The organism is Pseudomonas multiresinivorans, from assembly GCF_012971725.1.
GTDB classification, from domain to species: Bacteria; Pseudomonadota; Gammaproteobacteria; order Pseudomonadales; family Pseudomonadaceae; genus Pseudomonas; species Pseudomonas multiresinivorans.
On the sequence record NZ_CP048833.1, the window covers coordinates 6226033 to 6244809 of the forward strand.

At 66.9% G+C, this 18777-nt stretch carries 19 protein-coding genes; 18 read left to right on the forward strand and 1 reads right to left on the reverse strand.

Annotated features, from left to right (window positions below; genetic code table 11):
* Window positions 1–10: 10 nt before the first annotated feature.
* The 18 genes from ppa (at window position 11) to G4G71_RS28465 (ending at window position 17352) form a co-directional block, all read left to right on the forward strand.
* Window positions 11–541, forward strand: coding sequence for an inorganic diphosphatase (gene ppa, locus G4G71_RS28380; RefSeq protein ID WP_017521720.1), 531 nt, complete (start codon window positions 11–13; stop codon window positions 539–541).
* Window positions 542–886: 345 nt separating this feature from the next.
* Window positions 887–1492 (forward strand): START domain-containing protein, encoded by a 606-nt coding sequence (locus G4G71_RS28385; protein ID WP_240964984.1) that lies wholly within the window; start codon window positions 887–889, stop codon window positions 1490–1492.
* Between the two features lie 126 nt (window positions 1493–1618).
* Window positions 1619–1864, forward strand: a complete 246-nt coding sequence (locus G4G71_RS28390; protein WP_024764669.1) for an exodeoxyribonuclease VII small subunit — start codon at window positions 1619–1621, stop codon at window positions 1862–1864.
* Window positions 1861–2748: a (2E,6E)-farnesyl diphosphate synthase gene (ispA, locus tag G4G71_RS28395; protein WP_169942043.1), complete on the forward strand. Its 888-nt coding sequence runs from the start codon at window positions 1861–1863 to the stop codon at window positions 2746–2748. Before G4G71_RS28390 ends, ispA begins: the two co-directional genes overlap by 4 nt.
* A gap of 131 nt (window positions 2749–2879) precedes the next feature.
* Entirely contained in the window at window positions 2880–3554 is a 675-nt protein-coding gene (locus tag G4G71_RS28400) for a GntR family transcriptional regulator (RefSeq protein WP_169942045.1), read from the forward strand.
* A 112-nt stretch (window positions 3555–3666) separates the two neighbouring features.
* Window positions 3667–4611, forward strand: a complete 945-nt coding sequence (locus G4G71_RS28405) for a 4-hydroxyproline epimerase (protein ID WP_169942047.1) — start codon at window positions 3667–3669, stop codon at window positions 4609–4611.
* Complete coding sequence (locus G4G71_RS28410) at window positions 4608–5720, forward strand: NAD(P)/FAD-dependent oxidoreductase (protein WP_169942049.1); 1113 nt, start codon at window positions 4608–4610, stop codon at window positions 5718–5720. Before G4G71_RS28405 ends, G4G71_RS28410 begins: the two co-directional genes overlap by 4 nt.
* Window positions 5713–5949, forward strand: coding sequence for a (2Fe-2S)-binding protein (locus tag G4G71_RS28415; RefSeq protein ID WP_169942051.1), 237 nt, complete (start codon window positions 5713–5715; stop codon window positions 5947–5949). The genes G4G71_RS28410 and G4G71_RS28415 overlap by 8 nt, the downstream gene beginning before the upstream one ends.
* On the forward strand, window positions 5946–7193 hold the full coding sequence (locus G4G71_RS28420; protein WP_169942053.1) for an NAD(P)/FAD-dependent oxidoreductase: 1248 nt from the start codon (window positions 5946–5948) through the stop codon (window positions 7191–7193). Before G4G71_RS28415 ends, G4G71_RS28420 begins: the two co-directional genes overlap by 4 nt.
* Before the next feature lie 193 nt (window positions 7194–7386).
* On the forward strand, window positions 7387–8166 hold the full coding sequence (locus tag G4G71_RS28425; RefSeq protein WP_205896254.1) for an AraC family transcriptional regulator: 780 nt from the start codon (window positions 7387–7389) through the stop codon (window positions 8164–8166).
* Window positions 8167–8656: 490 nt separating this feature from the next.
* Window positions 8657–9463 carry an ABC transporter substrate-binding protein gene (locus tag G4G71_RS28430; RefSeq protein ID WP_054906837.1) on the forward strand — a complete coding sequence of 269 codons (807 nt, stop codon included), beginning with the start codon at window positions 8657–8659 and terminating at the stop codon, window positions 9461–9463.
* A gap of 70 nt (window positions 9464–9533) precedes the next feature.
* Window positions 9534–11252, forward strand: coding sequence for a cis-3-hydroxy-L-proline dehydratase (gene lhpI / locus G4G71_RS28435; RefSeq protein WP_169942055.1), 1719 nt, complete (start codon window positions 9534–9536; stop codon window positions 11250–11252).
* Entirely contained in the window at window positions 11252–11917 is a 666-nt protein-coding gene (locus G4G71_RS28440; protein ID WP_169942057.1) for an amino acid ABC transporter permease, read from the forward strand. Before lhpI ends, G4G71_RS28440 begins: the two co-directional genes overlap by 1 nt.
* 11 nt (window positions 11918–11928) lie before the next feature.
* Complete coding sequence (locus tag G4G71_RS28445) at window positions 11929–12579, forward strand: amino acid ABC transporter permease (protein WP_169942058.1); 651 nt, start codon at window positions 11929–11931, stop codon at window positions 12577–12579.
* Window positions 12572–13294 carry an amino acid ABC transporter ATP-binding protein gene (locus tag G4G71_RS28450; protein WP_169942060.1) on the forward strand — a complete coding sequence of 241 codons (723 nt, stop codon included), beginning with the start codon at window positions 12572–12574 and terminating at the stop codon, window positions 13292–13294. Before G4G71_RS28445 ends, G4G71_RS28450 begins: the two co-directional genes overlap by 8 nt.
* Before the next feature lie 159 nt (window positions 13295–13453).
* Window positions 13454–14485, forward strand: coding sequence for a trans-3-hydroxy-L-proline dehydratase (locus tag G4G71_RS28455; protein WP_169942062.1), 1032 nt, complete (start codon window positions 13454–13456; stop codon window positions 14483–14485).
* Between the two features lie 106 nt (window positions 14486–14591).
* A complete protein-coding gene (locus tag G4G71_RS28460; protein ID WP_169942064.1) occupies window positions 14592–15509 on the forward strand; it encodes a dihydrodipicolinate synthase family protein in 918 nt (305 codons plus the stop codon).
* Window positions 15510–15774: 265 nt separating this feature from the next.
* On the forward strand, window positions 15775–17352 hold the full coding sequence (locus tag G4G71_RS28465; protein ID WP_169942066.1) for an aldehyde dehydrogenase (NADP(+)): 1578 nt from the start codon (window positions 15775–15777) through the stop codon (window positions 17350–17352).
* Window positions 17353–17678: 326 nt separating this feature from the next.
* Here the strand turns inward: G4G71_RS28465 and G4G71_RS28470 are convergent, their stop codons facing one another.
* A complete protein-coding gene (locus G4G71_RS28470) occupies window positions 17679–18683 on the reverse strand; it encodes an Ldh family oxidoreductase (protein ID WP_169942068.1) in 1005 nt (334 codons plus the stop codon).
* Window positions 18684–18777: the final 94 nt, after the last annotated feature.

Sequence of the window (18777 nt, forward strand, 5' to 3'; positions counted from 1 at the left end):
GGAGTCGTCCATGAGCTACAGCAGCATCCCGGCTGGCAAAGACCTGCCGAACGACATTTACGTCGCCATCGAGATCCCGGCCAACCACGCGCCGATCAAGTACGAAATCGACAAGGACACCGACTGCCTGTTCGTCGACCGTTTCATGGCCACCCCGATGTTCTACCCGGCCAACTACGGCTTCATCCCGAACACCCTGGCCGACGACGGTGACCCCCTGGACGTGCTGGTCGTGACCCCGTATCCGGTCGCTCCGGGCTCCGTGATCCGCGCCCGTCCGGTTGGCGTGCTGAACATGAGCGACGAGGCCGGCGGCGACGCCAAGCTGATCGCCGTGCCGCACGACAAGCTGACCGTCCTGTACAAGGACGTGAAGGAATACACCGACCTGCCGGCCCTGCTGCTGGAGCAGATCAAGCACTTCTTCGAGAACTACAAAGATCTCGAGAAGGGCAAGTGGGTGAAGGTCGAAGGCTGGGGCGACGCCGCCCAGGCTCACGACTACATCACCAAGGCCGTCGCCGCCTTCCAGGCCAAGTGATGGTCGCGGGGTAGCCCCCGCCGCGAAGAAGCCCCGCCTCTGCGGGGCTTTTTTGTGACCGGGATTAGGCTTTTCGTCCCGACTTTGCTACCATGCGCGCCCCGCACGCAGCCCCCTGCGTTGCCACAGAATCAAGGCGGCCCGCCCTACCAGAAGTAAGGTTGGACCACCCCCTGAAAGCCGGCCACAAGCCGGCTTTTTTAATGCCTGAGAAAAAGCCTCCCGGCATGCCAGACCGCTCGCCGGCCAATGCGCCGCTGTCACGGGGCAGGCATAAGATCGAGCTATTCCCTCGCCGGTCGCACCGCCATGAAACGCCTCTCACCACTTCACGTTGCCCTGCTCATGGCAACGCCGCTGCTGACGTGCAACCCGGCATGGGCGCAGGCGCAAGACTGGCAACTGGCGAAGAACGAAGACGGCGTGCAGGTTTACCTTCGCGACGTGCCCGGCTCACGCTACAAGAGCTTCCGCGGCGTAACCCTGGTGAAGTCCGACGTCGCCACCCTCGGCCACCTGCAGGAGAACCTGCGCGTCTCCTGCGCCTGGCTCTACGCCTGCGCGCAGATGCGCCTGCTCAAGTACAGCGACGAGGCGATCTGGGTCTACCTCGACACCAAGCTCCCGTGGCCCGCCGCCCCACGTGACCTGGTGCTGAAGGTGAGCACCGAGGAAACCCCGGACGGCGGCATGATCCGCCACCTGCAGGCCGCGCCGGACTATCTCCCACCGGTGAAGGACCGCATTCGCGTACCCAATGTCTCCGGCACCTGGCAGATGGTCCCCAAAGGCCCGAAGCTCACCGAAGTCACCTACGAAATGCGCGGCGAACCCGGCGGCAGCGTGCCGTCCTGGCTGGCGAACCAGTTCGTGGTCGATGCTCCTTTCGAGTCGCTGCGCATGCTCAAGGTGGTGGCGGAGCACCAGGGCGTCCGCGACGGCGGCTACTAGAAACCGGTCCGAAAGCGCCGCCGGCAACGCTTGTGCAGCCGCCGGCGGCCTGACCGAAGATTTGCCCGCAAAGCCCGTCTCTGCTAGTGTCGCGAGGTTTCCGAATACCCCCGCCGAGATGTCCGCATGGCCCGCAAGAAAGCTTCCCTCGACTTCGAACAGTCCCTCGCCGAGCTGCAAACGCTGGTGGAGCGCCTGGAAAGCGGCGAGTTGTCGCTGGAGGACTCGCTGGGCGCCTTCGAGCAGGGCATCCGCCTGACCCGCGATTGCCAGGCGGCGCTGACCCAGGCGGAGCAGAAGGTACAGATTCTGCTGGAACGCGATGGCGAACTGAGCGAAGCGCCCTTCGATCCGGAAGGCGAAGACGCATGATCGCCGGGTACCAGGCGCGCTGTACGGCGCGTGTCGATGCTGCGCTGGAAAAACTCTTCGTCGCACCCCGTGAAGAACTCACCCGCATCTACGCCGCCATGCGCTACAGCGTGGTCAACGGTGGCAAGCGCGTGCGCCCGCTGCTGGCCTACGCGGCCTGCGAAGCACTGGGCGGCGAAGCCGAGCGCGCGGACGGCGCTGCCTGCGCGGTGGAGCTGATCCACGCCTATTCCCTGGTGCACGACGATCTGCCGGCGATGGACGACGACGACCTGCGTCGCGGCCAGCCGACCACCCACATTGCCTATGACGAGGCCTGCGCGATTCTCGCCGGCGACGGTCTACAGGCACTGGCATTCGAGGTGATCGGTAACGCTCAGCTCAATCCGCAGGATGCGCAGACTCGTCTGGACATGCTGATGATCCTCGCCCGCGCCGCCGGTTCTGCCGGGATGGTCGGCGGGCAGGCGATCGACCTGGAGTCCGTGGGCCGCAAGATCGACCAGGCGGCGCTGGAAACCATGCACCGGCACAAGACCGGCGCGCTGATCGAAGCCAGCGTGCAGCTCGGCGCCCTGGCCAGCGGTCGCGCCAATGCCGCGGCACTGGAAGCCCTGCGCCGCTACGCCGAGGCCGTGGGCCTGGCGTTCCAGGTGCAGGACGACATCCTCGACGTGGAAAGCGACACCGCCACCCTCGGCAAGACCCAGGGCAAGGACCAGGCCCACGACAAGCCGACCTACCCCGCGCTGCTCGGCCTCGACGAAGCCAAGGCCTACGCCCTCGCCCTGCGCGACCAGGCGCTGGCGGCGCTGGAAGGCTTTGGCGATAGCGCCGAACCGCTGCGCGCCCTCGCCCGCTATATCGTCGAACGCCGCAACTGATTCCCCGGCACGCACATTGCGTGTGCAAATCCCGTGATTCATCCATTGCGATGACCGCTCGCCGGTGCTTCACTGCATCGCAGGGATTTCGTATACCATATCCGACAACAGCCACCTGACCGGACTGCATCGTGCCGCTACGCAACGCCCCCAACCTGGGTATTGTCCCCTCCGCCTCGGAGACCATCGCCAAGCACCTGCGCGAGGCGATCATTTCCGGCCAGATGGCAGAGCACGAACCGATCCGCCAGGACGATATCGCGCAGATCTTCAACGTCAGCAAGATCCCCGTGCGCGAGGCGCTCAAGCGCCTGGAGGCCGAGGGTCTGGTGGAATTCCAGCGCAACAAGGGCGCACTGGTGACGAAGATTTCCGAACCGGAACTGGCGCAGATGTTCGAGGTGCGCGTCGTCCTCGAAGCCCAGGCGATCCGTCTGGCAGTGCCGAACATGACCGCCGAGACGTTCGCGCGCGCCGAGCGCATCTGTGCCGAGTTCGTCGGCGAGGACGATGTCGGCCGCTGGGCGGAGCTGAACTGGGAACTGCATGCCTGCCTCTATGAACCGGCGCAGCGCCCCTATCTGGTCGGCCTGATCCGCTCGATCCACGACAAGCTCGAACGCTACCTGCGCATGCAGATGAGCCTGTCCTCCGGCAAGGAGCGCGCGGATCACGAGCACCACGACATCCTCGACGCCTGCCGCGCCGGCGATGGTGAGCTGGCCGCGCGCTTGCTGGAAGAACACATCAACGGCGTCTGCCGCACGCTCTACGAACACCTGCCGAACCGGCCGACGCCGAGCTGAGCGAATGTCACCGCTGTGCCGATTTCATCATCGGCCCGGCGGAAAACCCTCAAGCCCCGATTCCCGCCCCGCGCCACCCTAGGGTCTACAACAAGACACCCCAGGGGGCAGCATGAAACGCATCCAGGTTCTCGATTCCCACACCGGCGGCGAACCCACGCGCCTGGTGCTAGACGGCTTTCCCGATCTGGGCAAGGGCAGCATGGCCGAGCGCCGCGCGCTGCTGGCCAGGGAGCACGACAGCTGGCGTGCCGCGACTGTGCTGGAGCCGCGCGGCAGCGATGTGCTGGTCGGCGCGCTGCTCTGCGAGCCGGTGGACCCGAGCGCCTGCGCCGGGGTGATCTTCTTCAACAACACCGGTTACCTGGGCATGTGCGGCCACGGCACCATCGGCCTGGTCGTCTCGCTGGCGCACCTGGGGCGCATCGGCCCCGGCACGCACAAGATCGAGACGCCGGTGGGCACCGTCGAAGCAACCCTGCACGATGACCGCTCGGTGAGCGTGCGCAACGTCCCCTCCTATCGCTACCGCAAGCAGGTGCCGGTGCAAGTGCCCGGCCACGGGCTGGTACACGGCGATATCGCCTGGGGCGGCAACTGGTTCTTCCTGATCGCCGATCACGGCCTGCGCGTGGCCGGCGACAACCTGGACGAGCTGACCGCCTACACCGTCGCCGTGCAGAAGGCACTGGAAGACCAGGGCATCCGCGGCGAAGACGGCGGCCTGATCGATCACATCGAGCTGTTCGCCGACGACCCCGAAGCGGACAGCCGCAACTACGTGCTCTGCCCCGGCAAGGCCTACGACCGCTCGCCCTGCGGCACCGGCACCAGCGCCAAGCTGGCGTGCCTGGCCGCTGACGGCAAGCTCGCGGCCGGCCAGCCCTGGCGCCAGGCCAGCGTGATCGGCAGCCAGTTCGAAGGCCGCTTCGAGTGGGTCGGCGAGCCTGCCGAGGGGCGCATCATCCCGACCATCCGCGGTCGCGCCAACATCAGCGCCGAGGCCACCCTGCTGCTGGAAGAGGACGACCCGTTCGCCTGGGGCATCCGTTCGTGAGCGATGCGGACATCATTGTCATCGGCGCCGGCATAATCGGCGCCGCCTGCGCCCACGCCCTCGCCCGCCGCGGCCTGGACGTGCTGGTGCTGGATGCGCGCCTGCCCGGCGCCACCGCCGTCGGCATGGGTCACCTGCTGGTGCTCGACGACAATGCTGCCGAACTCGCGCTGAGCAACTACTCGCTGCAACGCTGGCGCGAGTGGGGCCACGACATGCCCGCCGAATGCGCCTACCGCAGCAACGGCACTATGTGGCTGGCGGCCAATGACGAAGAGATGGCCGAAGCCGAACGCAAGTTCGCCGTGCTGCGCGAGCACGGCGTCGCCGCAAGACTGCTGAACAGCGCGGAGCTGCAGCAGGAGGAACCCGAGCTGCGCAGCGACCTGCACGGCGGGCTGGAGATCACCGCTGACGGCATTCTCTACGCCCCGCGCGCCGCCGCCTGGCTGCTGGAGTCGGCGCTGAAACCGATCCGCCAGCGCCAGGCCAAGGTGGTGGAAATCGACGAACCCCGCGTGCGCCTGGACGACGGCCAGTGGTTGAGCGCCAAGGCCATCGTCCTGGCCAATGGCATCCAGGCCACGCAGCTCTGCGCCGACCTGCCCATCGAACCGAAAAAAGGTCATCTGCTGATCACCGACCGCTACCCCGGCAAGGTGCGCCGCACGTTGGTGGAGCTGGGCTACGTGACCAGCGCGCACAACGCCAGCGGGCCTTCGGTGGCCTGCAACATCCAGCCGCGCCCCACCGGCCAGTTGTTCATCGGCGCCTCGCGACAGTTCGGCACCACCGACCCGCAGGTGGAAGGCTGGATGCTGGCGAAGATGCTGCGCCGCGCCGTGGACTACATGCCCGGCCTGGCCAACCTCAACGTGATCCGCAGCTGGGCCGGCTTCCGCGCCGCCAGCCCGGACGGCATGCCGCTGGTGGGCGAACATCCGCAGCGCCCCGGCCTGTGGCTCGCTGTCGGCCACGAAGGCCTGGGCGTAACCACCGCGCCGGGCACCGCCGACCTACTCGCTGCGCAGCTGTGCAATGAGCCTTTGCCGCTGCCGGCCGAACCCTATTCCCCGCGCCGTTTCCTCGGAGCAAACGCCCATGCCTGACCTGACTCTTGACGGCCGCCCGCTACGTGTCGTCGCCGGCACCACGGTGGCCGCCGCGCTCGCCCAGGGCGGCGACGGCAGCACGCGCACCTCGGTCAGCGGCCAACGCCGCGCGCCGCTGTGCGGCATGGGCGTCTGCCAGGAGTGCCGGGTGACCATCGATGGTCAACGCCGCCTGGCCTGCCAGACACTGTGCCGCGAGGGCATGCAGGTGGAGACGCGCCCATGAGCGATGCGGCCGATATCGTCATCATCGGCGCCGGGCCGGCTGGAATGTCCGCTGCCCTCGCCGCCGCGCCCAGCGGCGCCAGCATCGTCATCCTCGACGACAACCCGCTGCCCGGCGGGCAGATCTGGCGCGACGGGCCCAATGCGCACCTGCCGCGCGCCGCTCTGGAGCTGCGCGAAAAGGTCGCCGCCTGCGCCAACATCAGGACTCACAGCGCCACCCGCGTGGTGGCCCTGGCCGGCGAACGTGGCCTGCTGCTGGAAGACTTCGAGCGTGGCTGGCGGCTGGATTACCGCAAGCTGATCCTCTGCACCGGTGCCCGCGAACTGCTGCTGCCCTTCCCCGGCTGGACGCTGCCCGGCGTCACCGGTGCAGGCGGACTGCAGGCACTGGTGAAAGGCGGCGTATCGGTGGATGGCCAGCGCGTGGTGATCGCCGGCAGCGGCCCGCTGCTGCTCGCCAGCGCCGCGACCGCCCGCGCCAACGGAGCGAAGATCCAGCGCATCGCCGAACAGGCATCCTGGGCAGCCGTGGCCAGCTTTGCCCTGAAGCTGCCGCGCTGGCCGAACAAGCTGCTGCAGTCGTTCGGCCTGTACGACCCGGCCTACCGTGCCGACAGCCATATCGTCGCCGCACTGGGGACAGATCACCTGGAAAGCGTGCGAGTCAGCCAGGGTGGCAAGCTGAAGGAAATCGAATGCGACCGGCTGGCCTGCGGCTTCGGCCTGATCCCCAATGTGCAGCTCGGCCAGGCGCTCGGTTGCACGGTGGACGACGGCGCGATCCGCGTCGACGCCTGGCAGGCAAGCAGCCGCGACGGAATCTACGCCGCGGGCGAATGCACCGGCTTCGGCGGCTCGGAGAAAGCCCTGGTGGAAGGCCGCATCGCCGGCCACGCCGCCGTGGGAGAACACGACCGTGCCCGTGGACTCTGGTCGCAGCGCCAGCGCTGGCAGGGCTTCGCCGACGCACTGAAAAAGGACTTTTCCCTCGACCCGCGTCTCAACCAGCTCGCCCAGCCGGACACGCTCGTCTGCCGCTGCGAAGACGTGCCCTATTCGGCTCTGGCCGGCAAGCCGGACTGGACCGCCGCCAAGCTCGCCAGCCGCTGCGGCATGGGGGCCTGCCAGGGCCGCGTGTGCGGCGCAGCAGCCAAGCAACTGTTCGGCTGGCAACCGCCGGCGCCGCGCCCGCCGTTCAGTCCGGCGCGGGTAGACACCTTGCTGCAACTCGCCGACGACTGAGGCCGCAGATGGCGGATAACGCTTGAGGCGTTATCCGCCCTGCGTCGGCCTCACGCATCGCACCCGCAGGGCGGATAAAGCGGCACGCTTTATCCGCCGCCTTTGCCCCGCCGATTGATTCGCCAGAGGCATTGCGCGCCCTTCGAGTTGACAGCGCCTCGCCATCTCGCCACCTTGCAGCGTACCTTCCGCCATGTTCCGACAGCCGACTCGCCTCCCGATGCACGACCTGATTCCCCAGGGCACTCGCGACCTGGACAGCCTGCTGCAGACCCTTGCGCAGATTTCCCCGCTGCTCGATGCCATGCCCGGCGTGGTGTTCTTCATCAAGGACACCGCCGCGCGCTATGTGCTGGTCAACCAGACGCTGGCGCGGCGCTGCGGTGTGAAGGATGCCCGCGAGCTGCTCGGACGCACCGCCGAGGATGTCTTCCCGTCGCGCTTCGGCCCGATCTACACCGAGCAGGATCGCCGCGTGCTGGAAACCGGCGGCCAGCTCAGCGACCAGTTGGAGCTGCACCTCTACCCCGGCCGGCTGCCGGGCTGGTGCCTGACCCACAAGCTGGCACTGCACGATGCGGGCGGTGTGGTGATCGGCATGGCGGGGATTTCCAGCGACCTGCAGGCGGCACAGTCCACGCACCCCGCGTACCAGCGCCTGGCGGCAGTGGACGCCTATATCCGTGAGCACTTCGACAAACCGATCAATCTCGCCGAGCTGACCGAGCTGGCCGGGCTTTCCGTCGCCCAACTGGAGCGCCACTGCAAGCGCATCTTCCAGCTCACCCCGCGGCAGATGATCCACAAGGCACGCCTGGGCGCGGCGACGCGCCTGCTCGCCGAGGACCTGCCGATCACCGAGATCGCCCTGCGCTGCGGCTACACCGACCACAGCGCTTTCAGCCGGCAGTTCCGCGCGCTGACCGGGCTGTCGCCGACGCAGTATCGCGAGTCGCAAACCTCGCCTAACTGAACACTTCCCTCCGCGTAGGGCGCATAACGCCTACGGCGTTGTCCGCCGCCAGCCAAGGCACGAATGCGCAAACGGCGGATAAAGCGTGCCGCTTTATTTGCCCTACGGGACTGAACGTCCTGAAAGTTTGTGCGTGGGCGGTTCGCGAGCAAGCTCGCTCCTACGAATAGCAAGCGCTGGCCTGCCTGTAGGAGCGAGGGGGACGCCCAGTTCTTGCTCGCGAACGCTCTTCAGCCCCAACCAGCGTGCGCCCCGTGAGTGCTCCCATAAGGGGCAGCGGAACACGCTCCTGCTTCATTTGGTAACAGCGCCGGGAACTCTCCTACAACCCAGGCGGAAGACTCCCAACACTTGATCCCACCAATACCGGGCCTCGCGACCGATCGGTCATGCCGGCGTCATTTCTGGCACATGCCTTGCTCTAAGAAATATCGTATACGAAATCCATAATACAAAAATCGCTGCACAACACTGACTCAGAGAGGCCCCCATGAAATTCACCCGAATTGCTCTAGCCCTCACCGCTGTGTTCCTCGCCGGCCAGGCCCAGGCCGACAAGCTCGACGACATCATCGAATCCGGCAAGCTGCGCTGCGCCGTGACCCTGGACTTCCCGCCGATGGGTTCGCGCGATGCGCAGAACAACCCGGTCGGCTTCGACGTGGACTACTGCAACGACCTGGCGAAAGTGCTGGGTGTTACCGCCGAAGTGGTCGAGACGCCCTTCCCGGATCGTATTCCCGCGCTGGTGTCCGGCCGCGCCGACGTGATCGTCGCTTCCACTTCCGACACCCTGGAGCGCGCCAAGACGGTCGCCATGACCATCCCCTACTTCGCCTTCCAGATGGTGGTGCTGACCCGCGAGGACACCGGCATCACCAAGTACGAGGACATCAAGGACCGCCCGGTGGGCAACACCAGCGGCACCTATGAAGCCATCGCGCTGGAGAAGGACGTGAAGAAATGGGGCGGCAAGGGCTCCTTCCGCGCCTACCAGAGCCAGAACGACACCATCCTCGCCGTCGCCCAGGGCCACATCGACGCCACCGTGGTGACCAACACCGTCGCCGCCTCCACCCTGAAATCCGGCAAGTACAAGGGCCTGAAGGTCGTCGGCAACGCGCCCTACGTGATCGACTACGTATCGCTGGCCGCCGCGCGCAACGAGTACGGCCTGATCCACTACCTCAACCTCTTCGTCAACCAGCAGGTCCGCACCGGCCGTTACGCCGAGCTGTACGAGAAGTGGGTCGGCGGCACCCCGGTCGACCTCACCGTTCCCCACGTGTACTACTGACGGCGGGCGCAACATGTCTTCGATGCAGGCTTCACGGGTGCGGGATTCACGCCTTACAGGGCGGGTCCTGATGGGGGGTAGCGCCGAAGGGGCGCTACTCCATGCCGACACCGGGCTGAGCTTCTGGGGTGGCGTCGAGCCCTTCAGCGGCGAGGTCATCGACCGCCACCATCCGCTCTCCGGCAGCTTCCTGCCTGGCCGGGTGCTGGCGATTCCCAGCGGACGCGGCTCCTGTACCGGCAGCAGCGTGATGCTGGAAATACTGCTCAACGGCCACGCGCCGGCAGCGCTGCTGCTGGCCGAGCCGGACGAAATCCTCACCCTCGGCGTGCTGGTGGCGCAGGCGTTGTTCGGCCGCTCCATCCCGGTGCTGTGCCTGGGGCGCGAGGGTTTCGAGCAGTTGTCCACGGGCGGCTGGGCCCGTGTCGAAGACGGACAGGTAACACTCACCGCCGAGCGCCCTGCCGATGGCTGGCAGGGCGTGATGGCCAGCGACGCCGGCCCATTGCCGGAAGGCCTGGCGCTCAGCGCCGGCGACCATGAACTGCTCGACGGCCAGCACGGCAAGGCCGCCCAGGCCGCCATGCAGATCGTCCTGCGCATGGCTGCACTGCAAGGCGCGAAGGACCTGTTGGACATTGCTCAGGCGCACATCGACGGCTGCATTTATACCGGCCCCGCCAGCCTGCGCTTCGCCCGCCAGCTGGCGGACTGGGGCGGCAAGGTGCGGGTGCCGACCACCCTCAATTCTATCTCCGTGGACCATCGCCGCTGGCGCGAGCTGGGCGTCGACAAGGCCTTCGGCGAGCCCGCCGCGGCGCTGGGCGATGCCTACATGGAGATGGGCGCACAGATGAGCTACACCTGCGCGCCCTACCTGCTGGACAGCAAGCCAAGCCTCGGCGAACAGGTGGTCTGGGCCGAGTCCAACGCCGTGGTGTACGCCAACAGCGTGCTCGGCGCGCGCACCCTGAAATACCCGGATTACCTAGATATCTGCATCGCCCTCACCGGCCGCGCACCGAACGTCGGCAGCCACCGCGACGAAGGCCGGCTGGCGACGCTGCGGATCGATGTCGAGCTGCCGGCCGACCACGACGAATCGATCTTCCCGCTGCTCGGCTACCACATCGGCGAGCTGTGCGGCACGCGCATCCCGGTGGTCGACGGCCTGCAGCCGCTGGCGCCGGACAGCGACGCGCTGAAAGCCTTCGGCGCGGCCTTCGCCACCACCTCCGCCGCGCCGATGTTCCACATCGTCGGCGTCACCCCGGAAGCGCCGGACGTCGCTACCGCACTGGGCGGCAAAGCCCCGCTGCAACACCTGCGCGTCACCCCGGCGGACCTGATCGCCTCCTGGCGCGAGCTGGACCACGCGGCAGAACCCACCGTGCAACTGGTGTCCCTGGGCAACCCGCATTTCTCCGCCAGCGAGTGTACCGAGCTGGCCAGGCTGGTCGCCGGGCGCCGCAAGCATCCGGGCGTCGCGCTGGTAGTCGCCCTCGGCCGCGCCGTGCAGGAAAAGGCCCGCGCCGCCGGTGACGTGAAGGTGCTGGAAGACTTCGGCGCGCAACTGCTCAACGACACCTGCTGGTGCATGATCGGCGAGCCGGTGATCCCGCCGTCCTGCACCACGCTGATCACCAATTCGGCGAAGTACGCCCACTACGGTCCTGGCCTGGCCGGGCGCCAGGTGCATTTCGGCAGCCTCGCCGCGTGCGTCGAGGCAGCCTGCAGCGGGCGCGGTGACGGTGGCGTGCCGCGCTGGCTGAGCGAGGGGGTGCGCTGATGTTCAACTACAGCTTCCACTGGCGCTCCGCCTTCAAGGCCCTGCCGGACATGCTCGGCGGCGCCTGGGTAACCCTCGAAACCGCTGCGTTGTCGATGATCCTCGGTGTGCTCATCGCGCTACTGTTGACCGTCATGCGGCAGATGAAGAACCCGCTGCTCAAGGGTTTCGCCGACACCTGGGTATCCATCGCGCGCAATACCCCGTCGCTGTTCCAGATCTACATCCTGTACTTCGGCCTGGGCTCCTTCGACCTGCACGTCAGCTCCTGGGTGGCGCTGCTGGCGGGGATCACCTTCAACAACGCCGGCTACCTCGCGGAGAACTTCCGTGGCGGCCTCAAGGCCGTGCCGGACACCCAGATGCGCGCCGCGCGCTCGCTGGGCATGAGCGCCTTCCAGGCGTACCGGATGATCATCGTTCCGCAGCTGCTGCGCATCGTCTATTACCCGCTGACGAACCAGATGGTCTGGGCGGTGCTGATGACGTCGCTGGGCGTGGTGGTGGGCCTGAACAACGACCTCACCGGCGTGACCCAGGACTTCAACGTGCGCACCTTCCGCACCTTCGAGTACTTCGCCCTGGCCGCGGTGCTCTATTACATCATCGCCAAGGTCATCGTGGCGGTCGCCCGCCTGTTGAGCTGGCGGCTGTTCCGCTACTAGGAGAAGCACGCATGTTTTCCACGAGCTTCACCGTCAACGACCTGATGTTCCTGCTGCAAGGGGCCTGGGTCACCGTCAAGCTGACCGTCGGCGCCATGCTCATCGGCACCCTCGCTGGCGTCGTGCTGGGCTGGCTGCGCGCCACCCTGCCACGCGCCACGATGCCGGTCGGCTGGTTCCTCGACATCTTCCGCAGCGTGCCGCTGCTGATCCAGTTCGTGCTGTTCAACTCGCTGAAAAGCATCGTCGGCCTGAACTGGAGCGCCTTCACCGTCGGCTGTCTGGTACTGGGCGTCTACGCGGCGGCGTTCTGCACCGAGATCATCCGCAGCGGCATCCTCGCCGTCGGCCCGAACATCCGCCGCGCCAGCCGCTCGCTGGGCCTCAGCTACTGGCAGGACCTGCGCTACATCGTGCTGCCGCTGGCCGCGCGGGTGGCCTTCCCCGGCTGGCTGAACCTGGTGCTGGGGGTGATGAAGGACACCGCGCTGGTCATGTGGATCGGCATCGTCGAACTTCTCCGCGCCTCGCAGACCATCGTGACGCGCATCCAGGAACCCCTGCTGGTGCTGTGCGTCGCCGGGGTCATCTATTACCTCATGAGTTGGGTCGTGGCGCGCCTCGGCGCCCGGCTGGAACAAAGGTGGCAGGAAAATGATTGAAATCGACAACGTGCACAAAGCCTACGGCGATCTGGAAGTGGTCAAGGGCGTGAGCCTGACCGTGAAGAAGGGCGAGGTGGTCTCGATCATCGGCGGCTCCGGCTCGGGCAAGTCCACCCTGCTGATGTGCATCAACGGCCTGGAGCCGATCCAGCGCGGCAAGATCCGCGTCGACGGCATCGAGGTCCACGCCAAGACCACCGACCTGAACAAGCTGCGGCAGAAGATCGGCATCGTCTTCCAGCAGTGGAACGCCTTCCCGCACCTGACCGTGCTGGAGAACGTCATGCTCGCCCCGCGCAAGGTGCTCGGCCTGTCCAAGGAAGAGGCCGAGGCGATGGCGGTGAAGCAGCTCAAGCACGTCGGCCTGGGCGACAAGCTCAAGGTGTTCCCGCAGAAGCTCTCGGGCGGGCAGCAGCAGCGCATGGCGATCGCCCGCGCGCTGGCCATGTCGCCGGACTACATGCTGTTCGACGAAGCCACCTCGGCACTCGACCCGCAACTGGTGGGCGAGGTGCTCGACACCATGCGCCTGCTCGCCGAAGAGGGCATGACCATGGTCCTGGTGACCCACGAAATCCGCTTCGCCCGCGATGTGTCCGACCGCGTGGCGTTCTTCCGCGAGGGGCTAGTGCATGAGATCGGCACGCCGGACCAGGTGATCGTCAATCCACAGCGGGCGGAGACGGCGGAGTTTCTGAGGTCGGTGAACTAGAGACAAGAGCCCCTCTCCCTAACCCTCTCCCTGAAGGGAGAGGGGACTGGATCGGAGCAGGTTGATGCCTCTGTGTCAGCCGGCACAGATGGCTCCCTCTCCCTTCAGGGAGAGGGCTGGGGAGAGGGAAACGGGCTGCTACAGAACCAGGAGACACACATGCGTTCGAGCAAGATCATCCACGTGGTCAGCTGCCACGCCGAAGGCGAGGTCGGCGACGTCATCGTCGGCGGCGTCGCCCCGCCGCCGGGCGACACCGTGTGGGCGCAGTCGCGCTTCATCGCCAGCGACAACACCCTGCGCAACTTCGTCCTCAATGAGCCGCGCGGTGGCGTGTTCCGCCACGTGAACCTGCTGGTGCCGCCGAAGGACCCGCGGGCGCAGATGGCCTGGATCATCATGGAGCCGGCGGACGTGCCGCCCATGTCCGGCTCCAACTCGCTGTGCGTCAGCACCGTGCTGCTCGACAGCGGCATCCTGCCGATGCAGGAGCCGCAGACGCGCCTGACCCTGGAAGCGCCGGGCGGCCTGATCGAGGTCGTGGCCGACTGCAAGGACGGCAAGGTGCAGCGCGTGGAAGTACGCAACCTGCCCTCCTTCGCCGACAAGCTCGATGCCTGGATCGAAGTGGAGGGCCTCGGTTCGCTGCAGGTGGACACCGCCTACGGCGGCGACAGCTTCGTCCTCGCCGACGCCCATGCCCTGGGCTTCACCCTGCACGCCTCGGAGGCCGCCGACCTGGTCGCCACCGGCCTGAAGATTACCCAGGCGGCGAATCAGCAACTGGGCTTCAAGCACCCGGAAAACCACGACTGGGCGCACATCTCCTTCTGCCAGCTGACCGCGCCTGTCGAAAGAAAAGAGGGCGTTTTGCACGGCCGCAACGCCGTGGTCATCCGCCCCGGCAAGATCGACCGCTCACCCTGCGGCACCGGCTGCTCGGCGCGCATGGCGGTACTGCATGCCAAGGGCCAGCTGAAGGACGGCGAGCGCTTCGTCGGCCACTCGATCATCGATTCCCAGTTCCATTGCCGCATCGACGGGCTCACCAGCGTCGGCGACAAGCCAGCCATCCATCCGTGCATTTCTGGCCGAGCCTGGATCACCGGCACCCACCAGCACCTGCTCGACCCGAGCGATCCCTGGCCTGAGGGTTATCGGCTCTCGGACACCTGGCCCAACGGTTACTGATTTCCCCTTTCAACCCTGATTCGCCGCGTAGCGGCACCCGACGACGAAATGCTGCGGGATTTCCTTCAGACGTTTCGTATACGAAATACGACAATTGGAGAAAAACATGAGCAAGAAGGTCAATTGGAGTGGCGTGTTCCCCGCGGTGACCACTCAGTTCAACGACGATTACTCGGTCAACCTGGAAGCCACCCACAAGGTGATCTCCAACCTCGTGCGCGACGGCGTCTCGGGCCTGGTGGTGTGCGGCAGCGTCGGCGAGAACACCTCGCTGTCCATCGAGGAGAAGATGGCCGTCACCGAAGTCGCCAAGGACGCCTCCGGCGGCCGCGTGCCGGTGATCTGCGGCATCGCCGAGTTCACCAGCCACGGCGCCTCGCAGGTGGCCAAGGCGGTGCAGAAGGTCGGCGTCGACGGCATCATGGTGATGCCCGCCCTGGTCTACTCCTCCAAGCCGCATGAAACCGCCGCGCACTTCCGCAGCGTGGCCACCAGCACCGACCTGCCGGTGATGGTTTACAACAACCCGCCGATCTACAAGAACGACGTCACCCCGGACATCCTCATCTCCCTGGCCGACTGCGAGAACATCGTCTGCTTCAAGGACAGCTCCGGTGACACCCGCCGCTTCATCGACGTGCGCAATGAAGTGGGCAACCGCTTCATCCTCTTCGCCGGCCTCGACGACGTGGTGCTGGAAAGCATCGCCGTGGGCGCCGAGGGCTGGATTTCCGGGATGTCCAACGTCTTCCCGCAGGAAGGCGAAACCATCTTCCGCCTGTGCAAGGCCGGCCGTTACGAAGAAGCCATGCCGATCTACGAATGGCTGATGCCGATCCTCCACCTCGACGCCCGCCCGGACCTGGTGCAATGCATCAAGCTCTGCGAAGAGATCGCCGGCCGCGGCACCGCCCTCACCCGCCCGCCGCGCCTGGCGCTGCAAGGCGCGGATCGCGAGCACGTGGAGACGATCATGGCCAAGGCGCTGGCGAATCGGCCGAAGCTGCCGGACGTGGGGCTCTGAGTCACGACCGGAAGAAAGAGAGATCGTCCGTGCGAACTGAAACTCCATGGTTCACCGGCACGCTCCTTGCCCTCTCCCTAGCCCTCTCCCTGAAGGGAGAGGGGACTGGTTCGGCGTGAAGGGGCAGAGCGTGGTCCACCTGACGCCTTTCCCGCAGGAGTACACGACAGCCCGAGCCACTCGGATACTCCCTCTCCCTTCAGGGAGAGGGCTGGGGGAGAGGGGCTCTTCGCCGCACCGAAATCCAGCACCCGAGAGCCCGCCCATGACCGCCCAGAACTTCATCGCCGGCCAACGCATCGGCACCGGCACCACCCGCCTGCAGAGCCTCGACGCCAGCACCGGCGAAGCCCTGCCTCGCGAATTCCTCCAGGCCACCGAAGCCGAAGTCGACGCCGCCGCCCGCGCCGCCGAAGCTGCCTTCCCGGCCTACAGCGCGCTGTCGCCGGAGCGCCGCGCGCAGTTCCTCGACGCCATCGCCGGCGAACTGGAAGCCCTCGGCGACGATTTCATCGCCATCGTTTGTCGCGAAACAGCCCTGCCCGCCGCACGCATCCAGGGCGAACGTGGCCGCACCGCCAACCAGATGCGCCTGTTCGCCAAGGTGCTGCGCCGTGGCGACTTCCTCGGCGCGCGCATCGACCGCGCACTGCCCGAACGCCAGCCGCTGCCCCGCCCGGACCTGCGCCAGTACCGCACCGGCGTCGGCCCGGTGGCGGTGTTCGGCGCCAGCAACTTCCCGCTGGCCTTCTCCACCGCCGGTGGTGACACCGCCGCCGCATTGGCCGCCGGTTGCCCGGTGGTGGTAAAGGCCCACAGCGGCCACATGGCGACTGCCGAACTCGTCGGTGAAGCCATCGTCCGCGCAGCCGAATCCACCGGCATGCCGGCCGGCGTGTTCAACATGATCTACGGCGCCGGCGTCGGCGAGCCGCTGGTCAAACACCCGGCGATCCAGGCGGTCGGCTTCACCGGCTCGCTCAAGGGCGGTCGCGCACTGTGCGACCTGTCTGCCGCGCGCCCGCAGCCAATCCCGGTGTTCGCCGAGATGAGCAGCATCAACCCGGTGCTGGTGCTGCCCGCCGCCCTGGAAGCGCGGGGCGAGAAAATCGCCCGCGAGCTGGTGGATTCCGTGGTCATGGGTTGCGGCCAGTTCTGCACCAATCCCGGCCTGGTGATCGGTATCGCTTCGCCGGCCTTCAGCCTGTTCACCGCCAACCTGATCGCCGAAATCGGCCAGCGCCCGGCACAGACCATGCTCAACGCCGGCACCCTGAAAAGCTACGAGAAGGGCATCGCCAAGCTGCTCACCCACCCCGGCCTGCGCCACCTCGCCGGGCATCCGCAGGAAGGTTCGCAAGCATTCCCACAACTGTTCCAGGCCAAGGCCAGCCTGCTGCTGGAAGGCGAGGAACTGCTGCAGGAAGAAGTCTTCGGCCCGACTACCATCGTCGTCGAAGTGGCTGACGAGGCCGAACTACGCCGCGCGCTGGACGGCCTGCACGGCCAGCTCACCGCCACGCTGATCGCCGAGCCGGACGACCTCTCGCGCTTCGCCGCCCTGGTGCCGGTGCTGGAGCGCAAGGCCGGGCGCCTGCTGATCAACGGCTACCCGACCGGCGTGGAAGTCTGCGACGCCATGGTCCATGGCGGTCCCTACCCGGCGACCTCCGATGCGCGCGGCACCTCGGTGGGCAGCCTGGCCATCGACCGCTTCCTGCGCCCGGTTTGCTACCAGAACTACCCGGATGCGCTGCTGCCGGATGCACTGAAGGACGCCAACCCGCTGGGCATCGCACGGCTGGTGGATGGTGAGACGACGCGGGACTCTGTCTCCCGCTGAGGGTTCGTCGGTGCGGGAGTGAACTGTCGGCCAGTCCCGCGCCGATGCTCAGCCCCGGCCTTGCGCCGGGGCTTTTTTATGCGAAGAGGTATGGCGCCCTGCGCGTGATCGCGGGCAGGGCGCCATACCTGGACAATCCTGTGCTGGCTCAAGCCCTCTCCCCCGCCCTCTCCCTGAAGGGAGAGGGAGTTTGCCTGTGCCGGCTGACATCGCGGTTCCAACCTGCACCATAGTGTCCCCTCTCCCTTCAGGGAGAGGGTTAGGGAGAGGGAAATCCCAGGCACGGACTTTCAGACGAAGGCAGTTGCTCCTACTGGTGGACGGCCTTATTCCAGCAGCGCGCGCAAATCGGCATACAGCGAATCACTGATCTCCACGCCCTCTTTCAGGCTGCGCTCGCGTGCCGTGAAACGCCGCTGGGACGGCAGGCGCGCGCCCATGTCGACGATGGACTCGAACAGGGTTTCAGCCCGCGCCAGGTGCTGCGGCGCTTCGGCACCGAGGAAGCGCGCCGGGTCGATGGCGATCAGCAATTCGCCGTGGTACGGCGAGGACTTCGTACCCTCGTCGAACACCGTGGACTCGGCACTGGTCAGGTCGCCGATCAGCGGGCCGGCGATCAGTTCGACCATGGTCGCCAGCGCCGAGCCCTTGTGCCCGCCAAAGGTGAGCATAGCGCCGTCTAGCACGGCGCTTGCGTCAGTACTGGGGTTGCCCTGCACATCGATCCCCCACCCCAGCGGAATCGACTTGCCCTCGCGCTCGTGCAGCTGGATTTCACCGCGCGCCACGACCGTCGTGGCGAAGTCGAAGACATAGGGGTTCTGCCCGGCGCGCGGCCAGCCGAAGGCGATGGGATTGGTGCCGAACAATGGCCGCGTCCCACCGGCCGGCGCCACGTAAGCCTGGGCCGGCGTAACGGCCAGGGCTACCAGGCCGTGGGCGACTATCTGCTCGATCTCCACCCACAGCGCCGAAAAGTGCACGCAATGGTTGACCGCCATTGCGGCAATACCCTGGCTGCGCGCCTTTTCGACCAGCTTCGGCAGGCCGAGATCGAAGGCGCATTGCGAGAAGCCGCCCTTGGCGTCCACCCGCACCAGCGCCGGAGCCGGTTCCGACAACTCCGGCACGGCGTCCAGCGACACCTTGCCGGCGCGCGCCGTGTGGATACAGCCCAGCAGCCGCCACACGCCGTGGGAGGTGCAACCATCGCGCTCGCCGGCCAGCACGGTCTCGGTCACACCCTGCACGTGGGGCTCGCTGAAACCGTGGCGACGCAGGATCGCCTCGGACAATTCGCGCAGTTCTTCCAGGCTCAGTCGGGTCACGCCATCCTCCTCGATTGCTACAAAAGGCTGCGGCAAACCGCCGCCGGTCGGTCATCGTGCCTACAGTGGCGCCTGGCGCCGGGGCTGGCTTGCC